A 23,259-nucleotide genomic window follows, 5' to 3' on the forward strand; every position below is an offset into this window, starting at 1 on the left:
ATTTATGGCTTTTACTGATCCCTTTATCCGTCGCCCGGTATTGGCGACCGTGGTCAGTCTGTTGATCATCCTGCTTGGCTTCCAGGCATTCAGCAAACTGACCATCCGCCAGTACCCGCAGATGGAAAACGCCCTGATCACGGTGACCACGGCTTACCCCGGGGCCAATGCCGAGACCATCCAGGGCTATATCACCCAGCCGCTGCAGCAAAGCCTGGCGAGCGCCGACGGCATCGACTACATGACCTCGGTGAGCCGGCAGAACGTGTCGATCATCTCGATCTATGCGCGCATCGGTGCCAACAGCGACCGTTTGTTCACCGAACTGCTGGCAAAAGCCAACGAGGTGAAGAACCAACTGCCGCAGGACGCCGAAGACCCGGTGCTGAGCAAGGAAGCCGCGGACTCCACGGCGCTGATGTACATCAGCTTCTACAGCCAGGAACTGAGCAACCCGCAGATCACCGATTACCTGTCGCGAGTCATCCAGCCCAAGCTGGCCACCCTGCCTGGCATGGCCGAAGCTGAGATTCTCGGCAACCAGGTGTTTGCCATGCGCCTGTGGCTCGACCCGGTGAAAATGGCCGCCTACGGCGTGACCGCCGGCGACGTGAATGACGCGGTGCGCAAATACAACTTCCTCGCCGCAGCCGGTGAAGTGAAGGGCGAGTACGTGGTCACCAGCATCAACGCCGAAACCGACCTGAAATCGGCCGAGGCCTTTGCCGCCATCCCGCTGAAAACTGTTGGGGACAGCCGCGTGCTGATCCGCGATGTGGCGCGGGTGGAAATGGGCGCGGAAAGCTACGACGCGATCAGCTCCTTCGACGGTACGCCATCGGTGTACATCGCCATCAAGGGCACGCCGGGGGCCAACCCGCTGGACGTGATCAAGGAAGTGCGCAAGGTCATGCCTGAGCTGGAAGCGCAGCTGCCGCCCAACCTGAAAGTCTCCATCGCCTATGACGCCACGCTGTTTATCCAGGCCTCCATCGACGAAGTGGTGAAGACCCTCGGTGAAGCGGTGCTGATCGTCATCGTGGTGGTGTTCCTGTTCCTCGGTGCGTTCCGCTCGGTACTGATCCCGGTGATCACCATCCCGCTGTCGATGATCGGCGTGATGTTCTTCATGCAGCTGATGGGCTACTCGATCAACTTGCTGACCCTGTTGGCCATGGTGCTGGCCATCGGCCTGGTGGTAGACGACGCCATCGTCGTGGTGGAGAACATTCACCGGCATATCGAAGAAGGCAAAACGCCGTTCGATGCGGCCATTGAAGGCGCCCGCGAGATCGCCGTGCCGGTGGTATCGATGACCATCACCCTGGCGGCGGTATACGCGCCTATCGGCTTCCTCGAGGGCCTCACGGGCGCGCTATTTAAAGAGTTTGCCCTAACGCTGGCCGGCGCGGTGATCATCTCCGGCATCGTGGCCCTGACCCTGTCACCGATGATGTGCGCCAAGCTACTGCGCCATGAGGAGAATCCGTCGGGCCTGGCGCACAAGCTCGACCAGATTTTCGACGCACTCAAGAAACGCTACCAGCGGGCGTTGCATGGCACTCTGGATACCCGTCCGGTGGTGCTGGTATTCGCGGTAATCGTCATGTGCCTGATTCCGGTACTGCTCAAGTTCACCAAGAGCGAGCTGGCCCCAGAAGAAGATCAGGGCATCATTTTCATGATTGCCAGCGCACCGCAACCGACCAACCTGGAGTACCTGAACAAGTACACCGACGAGTTCGTGAGCATCTTCAAGGAGTTCCCGGAGTACTACTCCTCGTTCCAGATCAACGGCTTCAACGGTGTGCAGTCGGGTATTGGCGGCTTCCTGATGACGCCGTGGAACGAGCGCGAACGCACCCAGATGGAGATTCTCCCGGAGGTGCAAGGTCGCCTGTCGCAGATCGCCGGCCTGCAGATCTTCGGTTTCAACCTGCCGTCCTTGCCGGGCACGGGTGAGGGCCTACCGTTCCAATTCGTGATCAACACCCCCAACGACTACCAGTCGCTGCTGCAAGTGACCGAGCGGGTCAAGCAACGCGCCGTTGAGTCCGGCAAGTTCGCCTTCCTCGACGTCGACCTGGCCTTCGACAAGCCGGAAGTGGTGGTGGAAATCGACCGCGAAAAAGCTGCGCAGATGGGTGTGTCCATGGAAGACCTCGGCCTGACCCTGGCCAGCCTGCTCGGTGAAGGTGAGATCAACCGGTTCACCATCGACGGCCGCAGCTACAAGGTGATTGCCCAAGTCGAACGCGCCTACCGCGACAACCCGGAGTGGCTCGGCAGCTACTACGTGAAGAGCGAAAGCGGCGCGATGTTGGCCCTGTCGACACTGGTCAAGGTCAGCGACCGTGCTCGACCGACCCAGCTCAACCAGTTCCAGCAGCTGAACTCGGCGATCATCCAGGGCGTACCCATCGTCAGCATGGGTGAAGCCGTCGAGACGGTAACGCAGATCATGCTGGAGGAAGCCCCAGCCGGTTATGCCTACGACTTCGCCGGTGCGTCGCGCCAGCTGGTGCAGGAAGGCAACGCGCTGTACATCACCTTCGGCCTAGCCCTGGCGCTGATCTTCCTGGTGCTGGCGGCACAATTCGAGAGTTTCCGCGACCCACTGGTAATCATGGTCACGGTGCCGTTGTCGATCTGTGGTGCACTGATTCCGCTGTTCCTGGGCCTGTCGAGTATGAACATCTACACCCAGGTGGGCCTGGTCACGCTGATCGGCCTGATCACCAAGCACGGCATTCTGATTGTCGAGTTCGCCAACCAGCTGCGCCGCGAAAAAGGCTTGTCGCGTCGTGAAGCGGTCGAAGAAGCGGCGGCGATTCGCCTGCGCCCGGTACTGATGACCACTGCGGCGATGGTCTTCGGCATGGTGCCGCTGATCCTGGCAACCGGTGCTGGTGCAGTCAGCCGCTTCGACATCGGCCTGGTGATCGCCACCGGCATGTCGATTGGCACGTTGTTCACCCTGTTTGTGCTGCCCTGCGTATACAGCCTGCTGGCGCAGCCCGATGCGCCACCGACAACGGCCAAAGCCCACTAACCAAAAAGCCCTGCAATGCAGGGCTTTTTTCTGTCTATCGAATTATCAGGTCAGCAGGCTCAACCTTGTGAACGGGCGCCCTGAGACAGGCTGAACATAAAAAGCAGCAGGTCCTGGTCCGGTTTTAGCACCTGGGCCGTTCGCGCCTGGGGCGGCAACGGGCAGTAGCCGCGCTCGTTGAGGGTGATGACCTGGGGGCTGGCTTCCTGCCAAGCCGCTGCCGCGAGCGAGGCCACGCTGAGCGCGGTCACCAGGAACAAACCTCGTGCGATTTCTAGCTTCATCACTGCAACCTCTTGATAGCGCTGCCAAACGCTGTTTGTAGACCCTAGATCACTGTTAACCACCGCGCCGTATCGGGCGACAAGTGGTCGTTACTGCCGGACGCTGCCGGCAATGCCATTCTGATCATCCTGATCCACACGCAGCCATTCAGCAGGCCAGGCTTCGAGCCAGATTCGCACCGTTGGTTCAATCGTTGAGCAAACCAAGGATGGGGATCGCATCTCCGCACCTGGCGGTAACACCCTCACAGTCACTTAATTGCCCAATTGCATCAGCGTGGTGCGCAATAGAACCTGTGGTTTTAAAACAATCGCAGGCAAAACCGTAACCGGCACAATCTCCAACCATCCATTGAAAACGGCGTGGTAGAGCACATCCAGGTGAGGTCAAAACACGGAGCGACCATGCGTAGCAGAAGCACAGCGCAGATTGACAGGCTCCAGTCCGGGAGCGCGCATCACACAAAGCAATTGGCGTACCGCTTTGCCGCGAGGGACTGTTATAGCCGAGAAAAATGAAAACCCCGTGACAGGCACGGGGTTTTCTTTACTGCATGCAGGCCATCTGGCGATGGCCTACGGGAGCCGGGCTGGCTTACATCATGCCGCCCATGCCACCCATGCCGCCCATGTCTGGCATACCGCCAGCGGCCGGCTTGTCTTCTACCACTTCGGCGATCATCGCTTCGGTGGTGATCATCAGGCTGCCGATCGAAGCTGCAGCTTGCAGCGCCGAACGGGTGACCTTGGCCGGATCGAGAATACCCATCTCGATCATGTCGCCGTAGGTGTCGGTCGCGGCGTTGAAGCCGAAGTTACCCGAACCCTGCTTAACCTTGTCGACCACTACGCTCGGCTCGCCGCCTGCGTTGGAAACGATCTGACGCAGCGGAGCTTCAACAGCACGACGCAGCAGAGCGATACCCACGTCCTGATCGGCGTTGTCGCCTTTCAGCTCGCTGATGGCCTGCAGAGCGCGAACCAGAGCCACGCCACCGCCAGGTACCACGCCTTCTTCAACGGCTGCGCGGGTCGCGTGCAGGGCGTCGTCAACGCGGGCTTTCTTCTCTTTCATTTCAACTTCGGTGCCGGCACCGACTTTGATCACCGCAACACCGCCAGCCAACTTGGCCAGACGCTCTTGCAGCTTCTCTTTGTCGTAGTCGGACGAGGTATCTTCGATCTGCTTACGGATCTGCAGTACGCGAGACTCGATATCAGTCTGAACGCCAGCGCCGTCGATGATGGTGGTGTTTTCTTTGCTCAGGATCACGCGCTTGGCGTTACCCAGGTGCTCCAGGGTGGCGCTTTCCAGGCTCAGACCGATCTCTTCGGAGATTACGGTACCGCCAGTCAGTACAGCGATGTCCTGCAGCATGGCCTTACGACGATCGCCAAAGCCTGGTGCCTTAACGGCAGCAACTTTAACGATACCGCGCATATTGTTCACAACCAGAGTCGCCAGGGCTTCGCCTTCAACGTCTTCAGCCACGATCAGCAGCGGACGGCCAGACTTGGCCACAGCTTCCAGAACTGGCAGCAGCTCACGGATATTGGAAACCTTCTTGTCGACCAGCAGGATCAACGGGCCGTCGAGCTCGGCGACCATGGTGTCCGGCTTGTTGATGAAGTACGGGGACAGGTAGCCACGGTCGAACTGCATGCCTTCAACAACCGACAGTTCGTTTTCCAGGCCCGAGCCCTCTTCAACGGTGATCACGCCTTCTTTGCCGACTTTTTCCATGGCTTCGGCAATGATTTCGCCGATGGAGGTGTCGGAGTTGGCGGAGATCGAACCGACCTGAGCGATGGCTTTGGTGTCAGCGCATGGCTTGGACAGCTTCTTCAGCTCAGCAACGATGGCGATGGTCGCCTTGTCGATGCCGCGCTTCAGATCCATCGGATTCATGCCAGCCGCGACGGCTTTCAGACCTTCGTTGACGATGGCTTGAGCCAGAACGGTAGCAGTGGTGGTGCCGTCGCCCGCGTCATCGTTGGCACGGGAAGCAACGTCTTTAACCAGCTGCGCGCCCATGTTTTCGAAGCGATCTTTCAGCTCGATTTCTTTGGCAACGGAAACGCCGTCCTTGGTGATGGTCGGAGCGCCGTAGCTCTTCTCGATGATCACGTTACGGCCTTTCGGGCCGAGGGTGGCTTTTACTGCGTCAGCCAGAACATTAACGCCGACGAGCATTTTCTTGCGGGCGGAATCGCCGAATTTAACTTCTTTAGCAGCCATGATGGTTATTCCTTGATTCGTTCAAATAGAGCGGAATTCGTAGCGACGGAGCGCTGAAATCAACCTTCAACGACAGCGAGAATTTCGCTCTCGCTCATTACCAGCAGGTCTTCGCCGTCAACTTTGATGGTGTTGCTGCCGGAGTAAGGGCCAAACACCACTTTGTCGCCGACTTTAACGGCCAGGGCACGCACTTCACCGTTGTCCAGCACGCGACCAGTACCGACAGCGAGGATTTCACCGCTGTTGGCTTTCTCGGCAGCGGAACCTGGCAGCACGATGCCGCCTGCGGTTTTCTTTTCTTCTTCGCTGCGACGGATTACGACGCGGTCATGCAGAGGACGAAGCTTCATTGTCGATCTCTCCCAATAGTGATTTTTCGGCCGGTGCAATCACCGGCGGGTTAGCAAAGTCCGGCGAGGCCGGTAGCACTACGCTAGGCGCAGCGCTGAAGTCTGAATCTGTCTGACGACAGAAAACCTTGCGGTGACCGCTACATAAGGGCGCACAAGGGGATTTCAAGGGCTGAGGGTGAAATTTTTACGATCTACAGGCTTTTCTTATGAGCCGAAAATCAGTCGCGGCGCTCAAATTCGCCTTCCAGCACATTGGGACGAACTTGCCCGGAGCGTGCGGCCTGGTCGTCAAAAAAGGCGCGCTGACGCATGGCTTGTTCGGCGGCGCGCAGACGCACCTTGTTGACCAGCAAGCGACGGGGGAACGGAATTAGGCACAGCAGGCCGAAAATGTCGCTGATAAAGCCAGGCAGCAACAGCAGACCACCACCGACGGCGATCAGCAGGCCTTCGAGCATTTCCTGCTCGGGTAACTCACCTCTGGCCAGCTTCTCGCGTGCACGCCACGCGGTTGCTACCCCTGCAACGCGCAGCAGAATGGCGCCGAGGATGCCGGTACCAATCACCAGCAACAAGGTCGGTAACACACCGATGGCACTGCCCACCTGAATCAGCAGGGCCAATTCAATGAACGGGAACAGCAGAAACAGAAACAGAAACGCACGCATCAAAGGATCCTTAACGGAAGATCAGCTTCCTATGGGACTGAAGTATGGGGTGTTGAGCTGAATTCAAGCTGAAGCCTGACCGTCGGTCGGCCAGACTTCGGCGCGGGCCAGTGCCACCAAGGCCTGGCGCACCTCCAGCGGACTGTTACAGGATGTTGGAAAGGCCAGCCAATAAAGGCCCTGACCGATCCGCAGGTGAAAGCCCTCACTGTCGACCCCAACCAGCTCAGCCGGCGCATGCTGGGGTAAACCTGCCAGCTCGACATAATGAGCGATAGCCTTGGCATGGTCGCTGTTCATGTGCTCAACCATGCTGATTTCGCTGTCGCCGGCAAAGGGGTTGGCCTGGGCCACCTCATCCAGCCAGTGAATCGCACCAAACCCGCCGATGTAGCGCCAGCGCACCGGCTCCAGGCGCCAAAAATCGAAATCATGGGCCTGATGGTAGCCGCGCGACTCCGGGAAATAGCGGTAATAGCGCTGCGCAGCCGCAACAATCTGCACCTCGTCATCTAATTGCCGCGCCTCGGCGAGCAGCGTAAGACGACCGACCGCCTGCACATCTTCTGCCCCACGCTCCCCAACCAGCAGCGAGCATTTACCATCCTGCTTGAGGTTGTGGGTGTGCTGGGCGATGCGACTGATCAGCATCAGCGGATAACCATCAGCATCCAGGCAATAGGGCACCACTGATCCGAAAGGGAAACCCGGCATGGCTTTGGAATGGGTGCTGAGCACGCCCCGGTATTCCTTGAGCAGCAATTCTCGGGCATGCTTGCCGGCTTTCACGCTCACCTTATGACTCCTTGCATAGATTCCGTCACAGAACGGGAGGCGCCTAGATTAACCGCCGGCAAGGTCACACAACACCATTTGAGGGGACTCGCGATGCAACTCAAAGATAAAGTTATCGTCATCACTGGCGGCTGTCAGGGCCTGGGCCGCGCGATGGCTGAGTACCTGGCAGAAAAAGGCGCCAAACTGGCGCTGGTCGACCTGAACCAGGAAAAACTCGACGAAGCCGTGGCGGCTTGCAAGGCGCTGGGCGTAGAAGCGCGCGCTTACCTGTGCAACGTTGCCAATGAAGAGCAAGTGACCCAGACCGTGGCACAGATCGCTGAAGACTTCGGCGCACTCAATGGCCTGGTCAACAACGCCGGCATCCTGCGTGACGGCCTGACCATCAAGGTCAAGGACGGCGAAATCACCAAACTGAGCCTGGCGCAGTGGCAGTCGGTGATCGACGTGAACCTCACCGGCGTGTTCCTCTGCACCCGTGAAGTGGCGGCGAAAATGATTGAGCTGAAGAACGAAGGCGCGATCATCAACATCTCCTCCATTTCCCGTGCCGGCAACATCGGTCAGGCTAACTACTCGGCTGCCAAAGCCGGTGTCGCTGCCGACACTGTGGTCTGGGCCAAAGAGCTGGCGCGTTACGGCATCCGTGTCGCTGGCGTAGCACCGGGCTTTATCGAGACCGAAATGGTCGCCAGCATGAAGCCGGAAGCGCTGGAGCGCATGACGTCGGTCATCCCACTGCGCCGCATGGGCAAACCGGCCGAGATCGCCCACTCGGTGGCCTATATCCTGGAAAACGACTACTACACCGGTCGTATCTTGGAGCTCGACGGCGGCCTGCGGTTGTAATCCGCACCGATCTGCTGCGCGTCGGCCATCCGTCGTTAAAAGCACTCGCGGGCTTGCTCATTTACAGCTCGTAAACTCCGCGCCCGCGAGTGCTTTGACCAGCCGGAGGCTGTTACTAACGTAGCGCCTAGGCTGACTCTAGCTCGCGAGATCTAGAACGCTTAAACAAAAAAGCCCCGCAAACGCGGGGCTTTTTTGTGTGCAGCCGAAGCTTACCAACCCACGCCAAATCCCAGGCTATAACGGGTTTCGTCCAGCTCGCCTTCTGCACCGCTGACCAGGTCCTTCTCGGCCTTCATATTCAGCGAAGCCCAATCGGTCAGTTTGTAACGCAGGCCCACGGCGGCATCCAGGGTGTAGTCAGCGGCGTTGGCCAGCGGCTTACCCACCTCGCCATCACTGAACAGCTCGACGCTCTTGCCGACCAGGTAGCGGTTGTAATCCCACTTCAGGCTCGCGGCGTAGAAGTTGTCGCTCTCGCCATTGCTGTACTCGTAGTCTGTGCGGTTAAGCAGGCCGGCCACCGAGAAGGCGCCCAGCTCGTTATCCCAGAACTGGTAACCCGGACCGGTACCCACGGTGCGCTGGCGTTCAAGTTCTTCAACCATGTCGCGTTTGTACTCGAAGCGCCCCTGCCAGAACCACTTCTCGGTCAGGAAGCGGTCAAGGGCGTATTCGGCGCTCCAGTTATCGGTGGTGACCACGTCGTCCTGGAACTCGCGGTTGTAGTCGGCTTGCGCGTTGTGGCGCCAGAGGCCATGGCGAGCCTGGGTCTTGAGACTGACGTCATAGTCGTCGGTGTCGCGCTCGGCACGTTTGTAGTCCAGCGCCGCATCGATATTGCCTTTCCAGACCAAATCCTCGACCAATGGCTTGGGTTTGAGGATCTGCTTGATGCTGGCCAGCTCGATGGTCTTGGGCGCATCGCCATTGGCCAGGATCACCTTACCCGGCTCGGCCGGCTGCAGGGACTTGGCGCGCTCACCGGCGATGGCGTTTTCCTTGATCAGCAGCTCCTGATCGCTTTCCAGGGTGGCGATCTTGCTCCAGTCGAGGGCAATCGCACCGCCGTAGTCGGTCGCCAGCAACAGCTTGCCACCGTCGTAAAACTTGATCTTGCCGGTCAGGCGGTCGCCGTTCTTCAGCCAGACGGTATCCGCCAACGCGGAGGTAGCAGCCACAGAAAGGGCCAGGCACAGCAGGGTTCTGGAAAACATAGGGATGAATTGTCTACTTCGGGTTCGCGGAAGGTCGCGCATTATCCGTAAGCACGACGCCAGAGCAAGCACTGACCGACAGAATCACCGCGAGTTCATCATTGCGTGACCTACCAGCCGACCCCCACACCCAACAGATAGCGACGCTCACTGCTGGTTTGCCCGAGCGCACGCGCCTGATCCAGCTCATACAGCAGCGATAGGCGCGCCCAATCTGTCAGCCGGTAGCGCAGGCCTATTTCGCTGTCGAGCACGTAGTCAATTTCTTCTATCGCAGGTAATTGCAGCTCAGCCGTGCTGTAAAACTCCAGACGGGTACCCCACAGCAGACGTTTGTAATCCAAGGCAAGCGAGTAGGTATTGAACGACCGCTCAGCATCACTGGCCTCCAATTGCAGGCGATTGAACTGGCCGATCACATCCAGCCGGCCCAGTTCGTTATCCCAGAAGCGATAACCCGGTCCGGTGCCCAGCGAACGCTGGCGAGTAAAAAAGGCAAACTCATCCTCGTCCTGCTCTGCCCCCACCCGCCAGAACCAGTGATCCGTGATAAAGCGGTCGAGGTCGTATTCCAGCTGCCAGTTGTCAGCGGTTTTCGCGTCATTCTTCACCTTGCGCTCCAGCTCACCGGACAACACGTGACGCCAACGGCCGTGCTCCACACGCGTGTTGCTTTTGAGCTTCCATTCGTCGGTGTCGTTGTCGTCGCGCTTCATATCGAGTTTGGCGTCCAGATTGCCCTCCCAGAAGCGGTCCTGCAGTACCGGGCGCGGTGGGATCAGACGCTTGATGCTGGAAAGCGGCACGGTTTGCGTGTTGTCGCTGACCACCCGCACCATGCCCTTGCCGGCTGCTTCCAGCTGGTTGCTGTGCTCGCTATCGAGCCCCTGGCGGCGCATTAGCAAGGGTTTCTCCGAGCGCAGGGTGTCGATATCCTTCCAGGCAATCAGCACCTGGCCGGCGTACTTGGTTTTCAGGGCCAGTTTGCCGCCATCGAGCAGAACTATCTCACCGCTCAGACGGTCACCATTGTTCAACCACACCGTGTCCGCCCACACAGGTGTGGTCAGAGCAAGAACCAGAAAGCACAACAGAGTACGTATAAGCATGATGGGAAAGCCGGATAACGAGCCAGAACAGGTGCCGAAGCATGCCGCGCCAGGCCAGCCAACAGCAAGCCAGGTCGAGCGTCGTACGGCACTTTATGCGGTGCTGGCGCAGATTCCGCCCGGCTGCGTGGTGAGTTACGGGCAACTGGCTGCATACGCAGGCCTGGGTCGCGCCGCGCGCTGGGTCGGGCGCACCCTCAGCCAGCTACCGGACGGCAGCACCCTGCCCTGGCACCGGGTAATTGCTGCCGGTGGCCGCCTCAGCTTGCCGGCTGGCAGCCTCTCCGGCACAGAACAACGCAGTCGTTTACGTGAGGAAGGCGTGCAAATCCATAACGATCGGGTGGATATGCCGCGCTATGGCTGGCGCCCAATGGAGCACAGCGGGTAGAGTGCGCCCTTTATTAGGTCAATCTCAGGCTGATACCCCTTCAATGCCCCGTAAAAGCTGGCGTGATGCCATTGCTGCCTACTCCAGCCCCTCCACCTTGGTGCTGCTGCTTCTAGGGTTCGCCGCCGGCCTGCCTTATATGCTGGTGTTCTCCACCCTGTCTGTCTGGCTGCGCGAAGCCGGCGTGGCCCGCGACACCATTGGTTTTGCCAGCCTGATCGGCCTGGCATATGCCTTCAAATGGGTCTGGTCTCCGCTGCTTGATCAGTGGCGCCTGCCGCTGCTGGGCAAACTGGGCCGCCGACGCTCCTGGTTGGTGCTATCACAGATCCTGATCGCCATCGGCCTCGCTGGCATGGCCCTGTGCGATCCGCAGACCCACCTGACCTGGCTGATTTCCCTCGCGGTGCTGGTGGCCTTTGCGTCGGCCACTCAGGACATCGCCGTTGATGCCTACCGCCTGGAAATCGTCGACGACACCCGCCAGGCCGCGCTGGCCGCCAGCTATATGGCCGGCTACCGCGTCGCCGCCCTGCTGGCCACCGCCGGCGCACTGTATTTCGCCGAAGGCTTTGGCTCCACCGCACTGCTCTATCAGCACGGTGCATGGGCCGGCACCTACCTGCTGTTTGCCCTGCTGATGTTGCCTGGCCTGCTGACCAGCCTGTGGATGCGCGAGCCGGATGTGCCACTGCGCACGCAACTGGCCGCTGCGCGTTATGGCTTTAGTCACCAGATCGCCTCGGTACTGGTACTGATTGTGTTGCTGGTATCGGTACCGGCGATGTTTACCCAGTTCTACAACACCGACTTCGCCAGCGTGATCAACGGCGAAGCGAGCATGCTTGACCTGCTATTGGAAGACCGCGCCTTCCTGCGCGCCCTGCTTTACACCATTCTCAGCGCCCTGTGCCTGTCGTCCATGGGGCGCCGTGGCCTGGCGCCGGTGCTGACACCGGTCAACGACTTTATCCTGCGTTACCGCTGGCAAGCGTTCCTGCTGCTCGGGTTGATTGCCACCTACCGCATGTCCGACACCGTAATGGGTGTGATGGCCAACGTGTTCTACATCGACCAGGGCTTTACCAAGGACCAGATTGCCAGCGTCAGTAAGCTCTTCGGCTTGGTCATGACCCTCATTGGTGCAGGCTTTGGCGGCCTGCTGATCGTGCGCTTCGGTATCCTGCCGATCCTGTTTATTGGCGGCGCGGCCTCGGCGGCAACCAACCTGCTGTTTCTGATGCTTACCGGCATGGGCGCTGACCTGCAGATGCTGATCGTGACCATTTCCGCCGACAACTTCAGCGCAGGCCTGGCCACAGCGGCGTTCGTCGCCTACCTGTCGAGCCTGACCAACCTGAAGTTCTCCGCCACCCAGTACGCCCTGCTCAGCTCGATCATGCTGTTGTTGCCGCGCCTGATCGGTGGTTATTCCGGCGTAATGGTGGAGAAGTTCGGCTATGCCCAGTTCTTCCTGGTCACTGCCTTGCTGGGTATTCCGACACTGCTGCTGATCATCCTGCAATGGCGCCGGGAACGGCTGCAAACCAGCGATTTAAGCGTGACTAACGCCACCGAACAGCACCAATAGCATTACTGGCAAGACTCTTGCTCTACCCTGCTCACAACAAGAGGGCAGGCCATGACCGTAGCATTCAGTAACGCCACCCGCCTCACCCACTACCCCAGCTTTGAAAGCTGGTGGCAAACCCAGGGTGAATGGGTCGAAGAACCTAACGAGCGCCGCGGTGGTTATAGCGGTGTTCAACGCCTCACCCAGCTGGGTCAGTCGCTCTACGCCAAAAAGCAAACCGGGCACACCTACCGCAGCCTGCTTCACCCTTGGGGGCGGCCGACGGTACTGCGTGAACGCGACGCTCTGCTCAGAGCACTCAAGGCCGGTGTCGCGGTACCCGAGATCGTTTACTGCGCCGCCGAGCGCAACCGCGAAGGCTGGCGCGCCTTGCTGGTGACCAAAGCCTTGGAAGGCTTTCAGCCTCTCGATGAATGGTATGAGCATCATGCTCGCGAGGCGCTAGACGCCTCCCTGCACCAGCAACTGCTGCAGCAAATCGCGCAAAGCCTGGCCAATTTGCACAAAGCCCGCCAGCAACATGGCTGCATGTATGCAAAACATATCTTTGTGCGTATCCAGACTACTGATACGCCGCCATCATGCGAAATCGCCTTGCTCGATCTTGAGAAGTCGCGCCGCCGCCTCACCCGCAAGCAAGCCGCGCTGCACGACATGCTACAACTGCGGCGCCATTCGCCGTGGGATCAGGCCGACTGGCAAAGCCTGATCAACCACTACCAACTGGCGATGGGCCGCACGTTCAAAACGCTCTATAACGCCACCAGTCGCTAACTCGGCGTTCCTTCAGGTAGTGGGTTGCTGCACCAGATGCACCACCCGCTGCGGGAATGGGATGCCGATACCGGCCTCGCTGAGGCGCTCCTTGGCCTGCTCAGTGAAGGCGAAAGTCACAGGCCAGAAATCCGGCGTTGCCACCCAGATGCGCAGTGAGAGGTTGATCGCGCTATCACCCAAACCGGTAACAAACACCACAGGCGCTGGGTCCTGGCGCACACGCGGGTCCTTGGCAATGTCCAGCAACACCTCACGGGCCTGCTTGATATCGCTTGAGTAATCGATACCCAGGTTGATATCCACACGCCGCGTGGATTCGCGCGAATAGTTGGTGATATGGCCGTTCGACAGGCTGCCGTTGGGCACGATCACCACTTTGTTATCCGCAGTTTTCAGCGTGGTATGGAAGATCTGAATGCTGTCGACACTGCCCGAAACACCTTGGGCCTCAATCCAGTCACCGGCGCGAAATGGACGGAAAAACATGATCAACACACCGCCCGCGAAGTTCGCCAGGCTACCTTGCAAGGCCAGGCCAATGGCCAGACCAGCGGCACCGATCACCGCAATAAAGGAGGTGGTTTCCACACCCACCATCGACGCCACGCTGACCAGCAGCAACACCTTCAATACGATGCCGACCAGGCTGCAGATAAAACTGCTCAAGGCCCGATCAACCTGACGCAGGTTGAGCAAACGACCCACGCTGTTGATGAGTTTGCTGATCAGCCACCAGCCGATCAGCATGGTGATCAACGCCAGAGTCAACTTGCCGCTATATTCCAGCACCACAGGCAACCAGGCCTCTGACACTTTCACCAGTTGTTCGATGTTCATATCCATTTGTTAATCCTTGTAAGCCTTTGAAAATAAAACGCCACGGCAAGCCGTGGCGTTTTTACTGCACCAACACCGTTGCGACGCTTTAACAGCGGCAAGGTTCATTGCGCATGCATTAATCGCGGAAGTTATTGAACTGCAATGGCATACCGAAGTCCTTGGCACGCAAGGCGCCAATCGCTTCCTGCAGGTCATCGCGCTTCTTGCCGGTGATGCGCACTTGCTCGCCTTGAATGGCGGCCTGCACCTTGAGTTTTATGTCCTTAATGTGCGCGACGATCTTCTTCGCCAGATCCTTCTCGATCCCTTCACGCAGGATCACTTCCTGCTTGACGCTCTTGCCCGACGGGTAGGCGTCCTTGAACTCCAGGCACTGTACGTCGATCTTGCGTTTGACCAAGCAGAGCTTGAGAATCTCAACCATCTGCTCCAACTGAAAATCCGCATCGGCTGTCAGGTTGACAGTCAGCTCTTTCAGCTCAAAGCTACCTTTACCGCGTAGGTCATAACGACGATCCAGCTCTTTGATGGCGCTGTCGATGGCGTTGGTAACTTCATGTTTGTCCAACTCGGACACCACGTCGAACGAGGGCATGGGCTTACTCCAGATAGACGGCGCGCCCTGCATCACGAACGGGACACGCCTGGCTTGACGGTGAAAAAACCCGGCCATTATATAGCGGTAGCAACACACACTGCCCGGCGAAGTATCGGGCCCACGCGATTTCCCCCTAGCGAGCCTGCCCATGCCGAACCCCCACCTGAGCATTTTGGTCGTCGATGACGCCAAGTTCTCCAGCGCCATGATTGGGCGCGCGCTTAGCCAGGCGGGTTATCAGGACCTTCGTTTTGCCAACAGTGCCGCCGAAGCGATTCGCTTGCTCGAACAGCGCCCCGCCAGCGTCTTGCTCGCCGATTGGTTGATGCCCGAGATGAATGGCTTAGAGCTGACAGTGCAGGTCCGCCAGTTTGATGAAATGGCCCATCACTACACCTACGTCATCCTGCTCACCGGCAAGGAAGGCGAAAACGTATTGGGCGAAGCCTTCGACAGCGGTGTCGATGACTTCATCAGTAAGGCCGCGATGAACGAGCAACTGGTGCCACGCGTCTATGCGGCCGATCGCCTGTGCAACACCCTACAACGTCTGTTGCAGGAAAACCGCTTACTGACCGAAAACATTGCCAGCCTGGAACAACGCAACCTTATCGACCCGCTTACCGGGCTGGGCAATAGCCGCTACCTGCACCAGAAGATGCTCGACAGCCTGCGCCAGGTGGAATCGCGTGGCGGTGCGCTGTGTTACCTGCTGATTGGTCTGCAAGACATGCACGAGCTGCACCAGCGCTATGGCGACACCTTCTACAACGAACTGCTCACCGGCGTGGCGCGCCGCCTGCAGCAGCTGGTACGGCCATTGGATGTTCTGGTGCGCTTGGATGAAAGCCACTTCGGCCTGATTACTTTGCTGACCGACCTGCACGAATGCTCGCCCAGCAGCTTCAAGCGCCTGCATGAAGGCATCAACCTCAAAGCCTTCAAGACCAGCGAAGGATTTATCAGCCTCAAAGCGGGTATCAGCCTGGTGGGCCTGGATGCCAAAGGCCTCCCCATCACCCCAGAACAGATCATCGATAACGCGACCAGAATCCTGCCCGAATCACACAGCACCGGGCTGGTCACTGCCCTGCGCTTGTCGTTACCGCAATAAGCCACGTTCAGCATGTGGCATATCCTCGGTGCGGGGAGCCTCGGCACCCTATGGGCGACACGTCTGGCGCGAGCCGGCCTGCCAGTAGAGCTGATCCTGCGTGACTCGGCGCGCCTGCATAGCTATCAACAGGCCGGCGGGCTGACGCTGATTGAGCATGGCCAGCCACAGCATTATCCCGTTCCTGCGCAAACACCCGATCATCGCCAGCCGATCCAGCGCCTACTGCTCGCCTGTAAGGCTTATGACGCGGCTAACGCGGTAAGCCAACTGGCGTCACGCCTGGCGCCGGGTGCCGAAATCCTCCTGCTGCAAAATGGTCTGGGCAGCCAGGACGAAGTCGCCCGCGCGGCGCCCCAGGCACGTTGCATCTTTGCCTCCAGTACCGAAGGCGCGTTTCGTCAGGCCGATTTCCAGGTGGTGTTTGCTGGCCACGGCCACACTTGGCTCGGTGACCCACAGAATCTGCAGCCGCCCAGTTGGCTGGCAGACTTGCAGCACGCCGGCATTATTCACGACTGGAGCCTGGATATTCTCAGCCGGCTGTGGCGCAAGCTGGCGCTGAACTGCGCCATCAATCCACTGACCGTGCTGCATGACTGCCGCAATGGCGAGCTACAGGCACACCCGGCGCAAGTGGCGTGCCTGTGCAGCGAACTGAGCGAGTTGCTGCACACCTGCGGCCACAGCGCCGCTGCCGAGAACTTGCATGACGACGTGCAACGTGTGATTCAGGCCACTGCCGCCAACTATTCGTCCATGCACCAGGATGTCCGCCAGGGCCGTCGTACGGAAATCGCCTACCTGCTGGGCTATGCCTGTGACGCCGCACAGCGCCACCAACTGGTACTGCCGCATCTGCAGGCGCTGCACAGCCAGCTGCTGGAACACCTTGCTGCACGCGGATTGCCCAGCCACTAAGGCCCGCGTTAACCTGCCCGCACTTCCGTCGCCGTGATAGCCCACCATGCCCCTGCGTCAGCGCCTCGAAAACCTACCGGTCGGTCGCAAACTGCTGGTCGCCTTGCTGGCGTTGCTCGCGGCAGTGCTGCTGGTGGCCAACCTGGCGTTCATCAGCGCCGCCTATTGGATTTCTCAGGAAAGTGTGGCCCCTCAGGCCCTGCACACCCTTGGACGGCTGATTGCCAGCCCGCCATTGAGCAAGGAGGCATTAAGCACCCCTGCAGCGGCCGAAGCGCTACTCCGCCGCCTGGATGACTATGCGCCGCTGCGCGCGGCCGTGATCTATGACGCCGAGGGCCTGAACCTGGCACAGCTGCAGCGCGGCACCAAGCTGCAACTGCCGCCGCGCGTCGAAGAGGTGGAATCATGGCGCCACAGCGAATTCCGCATCAGCCAGCTCGTCGAGCTACCGCAGGCCACAGGCAACCCTGGCCATCTCTTGCTGGTGGCATCCAGTGAGCTGCCAGGGGTGTTCTACACCGGCACCCTGACCGCCAGCCTGGTTATTCTGGCCTTTAGCGTGCTGCTCTGGCTGATCGTGTCACGCCAGGTGCGCCGCTTGATCACCCGCCCTATTCGCCGCTTGGAAGAACTCTCACGCCAGGTCACCCGTGAAGAGAACTATGCCCTGCGCGCACGCCGGGGTAATCGCGATGAAATCGGCAACCTGGCCGACGCATTCAACACCATGCTGGTGCGCATCGAGGCGCGTGAGCAGCAACTCAAACGTGCCCGTGATGACGCCCAGGAAGCGTTCGACCAAGCCCAGCACCTGGCCGAAGAAACCCGCCACTCCAACCGTAAACTGGAGCTGGAAGTGCAGGTGCGCAGCAAGATCGAGAAGAAACTCACCGGCTTTCAGAAGTACCTCAACAGCATCATCGATTCCATGCCCTCGGCGCTCATTGCCCTCGACGAACAGTTCTACGTCACACAATGGAACCAGGAGGCCAGCAGCCTTTCCGGCACCCGCCTGGACGAAGCCCTGAACCAGCCGATTTTCCTTGCCTTCCCTCCGCTCAAGCCTTTCCTGGTGCAGTTGCGGCGCACTGTGGAACAGCATCAGGTGGAAAAGATCGAGCGGGTCACCTGGGGTAACAGCGAGCAACCACGTCACTTCGCCCTGACCTTCTACCCGTTGACGGGCGGCAGCGGCCGAGGGGTGGTGATCCGCATCGACGACATCACCCAGCGCCTCAACCTGGAAGAAATGATGGTGCAGTCAGAGAAGATGCTCTCCGTCGGCGGCCTGGCCGCAGGTATGGCGCACGAGATCAACAACCCGCTGGGCGCCATTCTGCATAACGTGCAGAACATCCGCCGGCGTCTGTCACCGGAGCTGGAAAAGAACCGTGAACAGGCCGATCAGGCCGGCATCAGCCTGGAGGCCATCGACCGTTACCTGAATGCCCGGGAGATTCCGCGCCTGCTCGACGGTATTCAACAAGCCGGCAGCCGTGCCGCGAAGATCGTCAGCCACATGCTCAACTTCAGCCGCCGCAGCGACCGCCAGCTGGCGCCATGCCAATTGCCGGCGCTGGTTGATCAGGCAGTCGAGATCGCCAGCAATGACTTCGACCTGACCGAGAGTTTCGACTTCAAGAGCCTGACCATCCAGCGCGAGTTTGCCGCTGACCTGCCCGCCGTGCCGGCCACCGCCAATGAACTGGAGCAGGTCTTGCTCAATTTGCTGAAAAACGCCGCCCAGGCCATTCACCAGCGCGACGATAACTCGACGCCTGGGCAGATCATCCTGCGCGTCCGTCTGGCGCCGCCTTGGGCAGAAATCCAGGTGGAGGACAATGGTGTAGGCATGCCTGAGTCGGTGCGCAAGCGCATCTTCGAGCCGTTCTTCACCACCAAGGAAGTCGGCCAGGGCACGGGGCTTGGTCTGTCAGTGTCCTACTTCATCATCACCAACAACCACAAAGGGCAGATGGAAGTGCAGTCCAAAGCCGGCCAGGGCACCTGCTTCACCCTGCGCCTGCCTATGACCACCGCCACCCCAGACACAGGTCTCTGAACATGGGCTACCGCCTCTCGAAAATCTACACCCGCACCGGCGATGCCGGCGAAACCGGCCTGGCCGATGGCCGCCGCGTGACCAAGGACCACCCTCGGGTGGATGCCATGGGCGAGGTCGACACGCTGAACAGCCACATCGGTCTGCTGCTGGCTGACCTTGCCGAGCACACCGCCCAGTGCCCCGGATTGAATGAAATCATTGAGGTGCTCGCGCCCTGCCAACACCGCCTGTTCGACCTTGGCGGGGAACTGGCGATGCCCGACTATCAAGCCCTGCAGACGCCGGAAATCGAGCGCCTGGAAGCCGCTATCGACCGCTGGAACGAAGAAGTCGGCCCGCTGGAGAATTTCATCCTGCCCGGCGGCTCGCGCCTGATCGCCCAAGCGCACGTTTGCCGCAGCCTGGCCCGAGGCGCCGAGCGGCGCTGCCAACACCTGAATGCGGTGGAGCCGATTCGCAGCGTCGGTCTGGCCTACGTCAATCGACTGTCTGACCTGCTGTTTGTCGCGGCGCGGCTGATCGCCAAACGCCAAGGGATTGCTGAAGTGCTCTGGCAGGCAGCGCCCAAAGAACCACAAAGCTAAGCGTATCGCCGGGTAGGGAGGATGACCTTGTTTTCATCCACCTTTACCGGTTGGTGGATGGGTAACGCACCATCCACCCTACGCCTTCAGAGCAAACTGAGCTGGCTTTCGAAGGTGCGCCGTTCGCCGGTCAGAGGGTCGATAAAGCTCAGCCCCCTGGCCAGCAACTTGAGCGGTTTGCTGTAGTCATCCGGCGCATCGGGCGCATCGCTGACCTCGGGATAGAACGGATCATTGAGGATCGGCGCGCCCAGCGCGGCCAAATGCACACGCAGCTGATGTTTCTTGCCCGTGACCGGATACAACCGGTATAGCCAGTGCTCGTCCAGACGCTGGGCAACCTCGATGCGGGTTTCCGTATTGGCCTCCCCGGCCACTTCCTTCATGCGGAAAAACGGCTCAGCGCCCTCCAACCGCGTTGCCCGCAACAGCGGAAAGTCGAGCTGCGGTAAAGCCGTCGCCAGCGCCTCGTAGCACTTGTCCATCTGCCGCAGGCGAAACAGCGCCTGGTACTGGGCACGGCTCTGGCGATTGGTGGAAAACAGCACCAGGCCGGCGGTGTGCCGATCGATGCGGTGCAGCGGCACCAGGTCGGCATTGCCCAGGCGCTTGGCCAGGCGTGCCTGCAGCGTCTGCTCGACGTATTCGCCAGCCGGCATTACCGGTAAAAAATGTGGCTTGTCGGCCACCAGCAAATGCTCATCGACATACAGCAGAGTTTCATCGAAGGGAATCGGCGTCTCCGCCGGCACTTCGCGAAAGTAGTGCACCTTAAGCCCTTCGCGATACGCCGCAGCCATGCCAAGCGGTTGGCCTTGAGCGTCCAGCACCCGACCACGGGCGATCCGCTCCTGCCACACCGCTGGCGCAATCGCCGGGAAATGCGCGCACAGGCACTCGAACACCGTCGCCCAGCTACCACGCGGCAGATGCAAGGTGCTGGGGCGCATATTCGAGGGGGAACGGGCTTCAATAGGCATGAACACACTCAACAGCCAGACAGCGGAAGCACACAGGATAACCCAGGCCCAGGTTTAACCCGCGCCCGGTGCGGGACACTGCAGTGACATACGGAACAGCGCTGCCAGCAGGTCGGACTGGCTGACGATACCCAGCAAGCGATGGTGCTCATCCACAACGGGCAGCCGATGCACGTCGGTATCGGTAAGCATCTGCAGCAGGTAGGTCACCGGCCAGTCGGCGCGGCAGGTCGGCGCCTGGCGCTGCATACATTGGCTGACGGTTTGCGTATCGACGTCGGCCAGCAACAGGTCGTGTAGGCTCAGCATGCCCTGCAATTCGCCTTGTGGGTTAAGCACCGGCATAGCGCTTAGCCGATGCTCATGCAGGCTCAAACGCGCTTCGGCAAGGCTGCTGTGCTCCACCAGCGTCTGCACATCACGGGACATGATGTCGCCGCAACGCACTTCGCCAAAACGGCGCTGATAAGCCCGCGCCTCGGTTTGCAGCAGAATCTCTTCCAGGTCTTCGCGGGAAATATCGAGCAACTCGCCGCGCGCTTTGAGCACTGCATCCAGATCCGCCGGAGTGAAGCCCAGGCGATCACGGGGAATCGGATCACGAGTCTTGTGCACGTTGCCATGCTCAAGGGGGCGGTGCGGGTACTGTCGGCGTAGGGCGTTATTGAACAGCAACGCAATCAGTAGCAGACCGATCGAGTTCAACCCCACCGGGTAGAGGGCAAAGTGATAACCCAGCTGAGCCACTTCCGGGCCTGCCAGCACCGCGGTCAAGGCTACTGCGCCACCCGGCGGGTGCAGACAGCGCAGGGCAAACATTCCGGCAATCGCCAAGCCACCAGCCAAGGCGGCCACCCATGCGTCGTGGCCAAGCCAGGTAGCGCAAGTCACGCCAATTAGAGCGGAGATCAGGTTGCCACCGAGAATCGACCAAGGCTGCGCCAATGGGCTGGCCGGCACCGCAAACAACAGCACCGCCGACGCCCCCATAGGTGCTATCAGCCAAGGGCTCGCACTGCCGAGCACCTCATGGCAAAGCCAGCCACTGAACAGCAGTCCCAGCACCGCGCCCACGCAGCTCAACGTCCGCTCACTCAGACTGACCGCCATGGGCGCCGGCCAGAAGCCTTTCAACCACGCTTTGATGCTTTGCACCCTCAACCGCTCACCTGTAACGCACCGTTTAAGGGCGCGACTATAACGCCCTTTGTCCGCAGGTGGCAGCTACTCCGGCCAGAACGCGCGAATCCCCGCCACGCCCTGAGCGCCAACCTGCCAGGCCCGTTCTACGTCAGCAGGGGTAACACCGCCGAGCAAATAGGCCGGCTGATTAAAGCCCTGCAGCAGCTCGGCAACCTGCTCCCAGCCCAGAGGCTGTGCATCGGGATGGGTCTGGGTGGCTTCTACGGGCGACAGGGTGATGAAATCCACGCCCATCTGCGTGGCCAGTTGCAACTCCTGCACATTGTGGCAGGAGGCCGCCAGCCAGCGCTGCGGCGGAAACGGTCGGCCACCAGCGCTCAATTCGCGCAACTGTTGCGCCGTCAGGTGCCAGCCCGCTGCTGGAAAATCCCCCAGCCATTCCAGTGGCCCCTTGAGCATCAACTGCGCTTTGCCCGCGCAGAGGCCGAGGGCATCCACAGCAATATCGCGGTACTGCGCATCGAACATCGCCGGAGCGCGCAGTTGCAGCAGACGGATGCCACTTTTCAGCGCGGCCTGGATACCGCGTAGCAACTCAGGTCCGCTCAGCCCTTCCGGGGTGATCAGATAACGCTCGGGTAAACGTGCGGCCGCGACAATCGGGCGGTTGGCGGCGGGAAACTCATAGTCGCCCAACTGCCGTGGGCTGACCCAGGCCAGCGGTTGGCCTTCGGCGCCATGGGGCTCACCGGCATAAGCCGAGACTTCCCAGACATCCAGCAGCACCTGTTTGTCTGGGTAATCGTGACGCACCTGAATTAGCGGGCGCGTGGCCCTGGGGCGAATGCCCAGCTCCTCTTCCAGCTCACGCGCTAGGGCGGCCTGCACCGTCTCGCTGGCCTCGACCTTACCACCGGGAAACTCCCAGAGGCCGCCCTGATGCTTATCATCAGGGCGCTTGGCGAGCAGAATCTGCCCATCCACACCGCGGATAACCGCGGCGGCTACATGAATACGCTTCACGCCAGATGTTCCTCCTGAGCAGCCTGGTACCAGCGCTGAAACGCCGGCCACTGATAGATGGTTTCGACATAGGCGGCAGCCTCTGCCGATAGCGTCACCTGATAGCTGCGCAGACGCGCCGCCACCGGGGCAAAGAAGGCATCCGCCAGGCATGGCTGACCAAACAGGAAGCCTCCGTCCTGACCAAAGCGCTGTCGGCACTCAGCCCACAGGGCGCAGATACGCTGAATATCGGCCACGGCATCGGCGGGTATTTCTGCCAGCGCCTGATTGCGCTTGAGGTCCATCGGCAGATGGCTGCGCAGCGCGACAAATCCGCTGTGCATCTCGGCGCAGGCACTACGCGCCAGCGCACGGGCGGCCCGCGCCTGTGGCCATAGCTGAGCAGCGGGAAAACATTCGGCAAGGTATTCGCCAATCGCCAGAGAGTCCCAGATCGCGCCATCATCACAGAGCAGCAACGGTACCTTGCCGGTCGGCGAGTGCTGCAGAATTCGCGCGCGAGTATCGGCGCGGTTCAGGGTAATCAGCTGCTCGGCATAGGGCACGCCGGTCAGTTCCAAGGCCAGCGCCGCACGCAGCGACCAGGACGAATAGGTTTTGTCGCCGATAACCAGAGTAAGTGACATGGGCTGCGCTCGATGCGGGAAGGTC

At 60.1% G+C, this 23,259-nt stretch carries 22 protein-coding genes; 9 read left to right on the forward strand and 13 right to left on the reverse strand.

Translation table 11 applies throughout. The features are described from left to right. Positions 1-4 precede the first annotated feature (4 nt). The gene (locus HBN63_RS03435) at positions 5-3,052 is read left to right on the forward strand and encodes a multidrug efflux RND transporter permease subunit (protein WP_170048404.1); all 3,048 of its coding nucleotides are present in this window, start codon (positions 5-7) and stop codon (positions 3,050-3,052) included. A gap of 59 nt (positions 3,053-3,111) precedes the next feature. On the opposite strand, the gene HBN63_RS03440 is transcribed toward HBN63_RS03435, so the two are convergent. The 5 genes from HBN63_RS03440 to HBN63_RS03460 all read right to left on the reverse strand — a co-directional run bounded on the left by HBN63_RS03440 (position 3,112) and on the right by HBN63_RS03460 (position 7,394). Next, on the reverse strand, positions 3,112-3,336 hold the full coding sequence (locus tag HBN63_RS03440; RefSeq protein ID WP_170048405.1) for a hypothetical protein: 225 nt from the start codon (positions 3,334-3,336) through the stop codon (positions 3,112-3,114). A 595-nt stretch (positions 3,337-3,931) separates the two neighbouring features. Beyond that, entirely contained in the window at positions 3,932-5,575 is a 1,644-nt protein-coding gene (gene groL, locus HBN63_RS03445) for a chaperonin GroEL (protein WP_090249056.1), read from the reverse strand. Positions 5,576-5,634: 59 nt separating this feature from the next. Next, positions 5,635-5,928: a co-chaperone GroES gene (locus HBN63_RS03450; RefSeq protein WP_090249058.1), complete on the reverse strand. Its 294-nt coding sequence runs from the start codon at positions 5,926-5,928 to the stop codon at positions 5,635-5,637. Between the two features lie 221 nt (positions 5,929-6,149). Next, complete coding sequence (locus HBN63_RS03455) at positions 6,150-6,599, reverse strand: FxsA family protein (RefSeq protein WP_170048406.1); 450 nt, start codon at positions 6,597-6,599, stop codon at positions 6,150-6,152. A 63-nt stretch (positions 6,600-6,662) separates the two neighbouring features. Further along, on the reverse strand, positions 6,663-7,394 hold the full coding sequence (locus HBN63_RS03460; protein WP_170048407.1) for a DUF2470 domain-containing protein: 732 nt from the start codon (positions 7,392-7,394) through the stop codon (positions 6,663-6,665). A gap of 93 nt (positions 7,395-7,487) precedes the next feature. Here HBN63_RS03460 and HBN63_RS03465 point away from each other — a divergent pair, with 93 nt between their 5' ends. Next, positions 7,488-8,246, forward strand: coding sequence for an SDR family oxidoreductase (locus HBN63_RS03465; protein WP_090249064.1), 759 nt, complete (start codon positions 7,488-7,490; stop codon positions 8,244-8,246). A gap of 212 nt (positions 8,247-8,458) precedes the next feature. Here the strand turns inward: HBN63_RS03465 and HBN63_RS03470 are convergent, their stop codons facing one another. Next, complete coding sequence (locus tag HBN63_RS03470; RefSeq protein ID WP_090249066.1) at positions 8,459-9,463, reverse strand: DUF481 domain-containing protein; 1,005 nt, start codon at positions 9,461-9,463, stop codon at positions 8,459-8,461. A gap of 110 nt (positions 9,464-9,573) precedes the next feature. Continuing rightward, complete coding sequence (locus tag HBN63_RS03475; protein ID WP_170048408.1) at positions 9,574-10,572, reverse strand: DUF481 domain-containing protein; 999 nt, start codon at positions 10,570-10,572, stop codon at positions 9,574-9,576. On the opposite strand from HBN63_RS03475, the gene HBN63_RS03480 reads away from it, so the two are divergent. From HBN63_RS03480 to HBN63_RS03490, 3 genes are read left to right on the forward strand one after another with little or no spacing between them, the layout of a single operon-like run. Further along, entirely contained in the window at positions 10,571-10,963 is a 393-nt protein-coding gene (locus HBN63_RS03480) for an MGMT family protein (protein WP_170048409.1), read from the forward strand. The two genes, HBN63_RS03475 and HBN63_RS03480, sit on opposite strands and share 2 nt — an antisense overlap. A 43-nt stretch (positions 10,964-11,006) precedes the next feature. Beyond that, complete coding sequence (locus tag HBN63_RS03485) at positions 11,007-12,554, forward strand: AmpG family muropeptide MFS transporter (protein ID WP_160085439.1); 1,548 nt, start codon at positions 11,007-11,009, stop codon at positions 12,552-12,554. Positions 12,555-12,605: 51 nt separating this feature from the next. Then, entirely contained in the window at positions 12,606-13,331 is a 726-nt protein-coding gene (locus HBN63_RS03490) for a lipopolysaccharide kinase InaA family protein (protein ID WP_170048410.1), read from the forward strand. A 12-nt stretch (positions 13,332-13,343) separates the two neighbouring features. On the opposite strand, the gene HBN63_RS03495 is transcribed toward HBN63_RS03490, so the two are convergent. Both HBN63_RS03495 and HBN63_RS03500 read right to left on the reverse strand, forming a co-directional pair. Next, entirely contained in the window at positions 13,344-14,177 is an 834-nt protein-coding gene (locus HBN63_RS03495) for a mechanosensitive ion channel domain-containing protein (protein ID WP_090249075.1), read from the reverse strand. Between the two features lie 112 nt (positions 14,178-14,289). Then, the gene (locus tag HBN63_RS03500; protein ID WP_170048411.1) at positions 14,290-14,769 is read right to left on the reverse strand and encodes a YajQ family cyclic di-GMP-binding protein; all 480 of its coding nucleotides are present in this window, start codon (positions 14,767-14,769) and stop codon (positions 14,290-14,292) included. A gap of 151 nt (positions 14,770-14,920) precedes the next feature. Here HBN63_RS03500 and HBN63_RS03505 point away from each other — a divergent pair, with 151 nt between their 5' ends. From HBN63_RS03505 to HBN63_RS03520, 4 genes are read left to right on the forward strand one after another with little or no spacing between them, the layout of a single operon-like run. Further along, positions 14,921-15,886, forward strand: coding sequence for a response regulator (locus HBN63_RS03505; protein WP_160085442.1), 966 nt, complete (start codon positions 14,921-14,923; stop codon positions 15,884-15,886). Between the two features lie 12 nt (positions 15,887-15,898). Continuing rightward, positions 15,899-16,807, forward strand: coding sequence for a putative 2-dehydropantoate 2-reductase (locus HBN63_RS03510; protein WP_170048412.1), 909 nt, complete (start codon positions 15,899-15,901; stop codon positions 16,805-16,807). Between the two features lie 46 nt (positions 16,808-16,853). Then, entirely contained in the window at positions 16,854-18,872 is a 2,019-nt protein-coding gene (locus HBN63_RS03515; protein WP_170048413.1) for an ATP-binding protein, read from the forward strand. Between the two features lie 2 nt (positions 18,873-18,874). Beyond that, positions 18,875-19,459, forward strand: coding sequence for a cob(I)yrinic acid a,c-diamide adenosyltransferase (locus tag HBN63_RS03520; protein ID WP_170048414.1), 585 nt, complete (start codon positions 18,875-18,877; stop codon positions 19,457-19,459). Positions 19,460-19,545: 86 nt separating this feature from the next. Here the strand turns inward: HBN63_RS03520 and HBN63_RS03525 are convergent, their stop codons facing one another. The 4 genes from HBN63_RS03525 to HBN63_RS21805 form a co-directional block, all read right to left on the reverse strand. Further along, on the reverse strand, positions 19,546-20,439 hold the full coding sequence (locus tag HBN63_RS03525) for a pseudouridine synthase (RefSeq protein WP_170048415.1): 894 nt from the start codon (positions 20,437-20,439) through the stop codon (positions 19,546-19,548). Between the two features lie 54 nt (positions 20,440-20,493). After that, positions 20,494-21,594: an HPP family protein gene (locus HBN63_RS03530; protein ID WP_223181864.1), complete on the reverse strand. Its 1,101-nt coding sequence runs from the start codon at positions 21,592-21,594 to the stop codon at positions 20,494-20,496. A gap of 69 nt (positions 21,595-21,663) precedes the next feature. Further along, positions 21,664-22,605, reverse strand: coding sequence for a Nudix family hydrolase (locus HBN63_RS03535; protein ID WP_170048416.1), 942 nt, complete (start codon positions 22,603-22,605; stop codon positions 21,664-21,666). Beyond that, positions 22,602-23,234 carry a glutathione S-transferase family protein gene (locus tag HBN63_RS21805; RefSeq protein WP_170048417.1) on the reverse strand — a complete coding sequence of 211 codons (633 nt, stop codon included), beginning with the start codon at positions 23,232-23,234 and terminating at the stop codon, positions 22,602-22,604. The genes HBN63_RS03535 and HBN63_RS21805 overlap by 4 nt, the downstream gene beginning before the upstream one ends. Between the last annotated feature and the right edge of the window lie 25 nt (positions 23,235-23,259).

The sequence above is a fragment of the Pseudomonas sp. WS 5011 genome, assembly GCF_012985775.1.
GTDB lineage: Bacteria > Pseudomonadota > Gammaproteobacteria > Pseudomonadales > Pseudomonadaceae > Aquipseudomonas > Aquipseudomonas peli.